The organism is Salegentibacter tibetensis (genome assembly GCF_020164485.1).
Lineage (GTDB): Bacteria > Bacteroidota > Bacteroidia > Flavobacteriales > Flavobacteriaceae > Salegentibacter > Salegentibacter tibetensis.
This window is the reverse complement of the sequence record NZ_JAIQZA010000146.1, coordinates 1-277: the sequence shown is the minus strand read 5'-3', so window position 1 is coordinate 277 and position 277 is coordinate 1. Positions and strand designations below refer to the sequence as shown.

The window sequence follows — 277 nt, the reverse complement described above, 5'->3', positions numbered from 1 at the left end:
GAAGTACAAGGTTAGAAGTTAGAGGGTGAAGCGAGACAATTAAGTTCATTACAATTTATTGAAAGGAAATTTTAGAAGTTGGGCAACCAGTTTACAGTACGCAGTGAGCAGTACGCAGTACAGTTACAACTGGATACTGCATACTAATTAACTGCCAACTGAAAAAAAACGGGGGATTAGCTCAGCTGGCTAGAGCGCCTGCCTTGCACGCAGGAGGTCATCGGTTCGACTCCGATATTCTCCACGATTCCTTAAGATCTAAGGGAGATAGGTACTA

The 277-nt window shown here is 43.3% G+C and carries 1 tRNA gene; it reads left to right on the top strand.

Features of this window, described 5'->3' with window-relative positions:
- The first annotated feature begins 170 nt into the window (after positions 1 to 170).
- Positions 171 to 244 (top strand) — tRNA-Ala (locus tag LB467_RS18870).
- Positions 245 to 277: the final 33 nt, after the last annotated feature.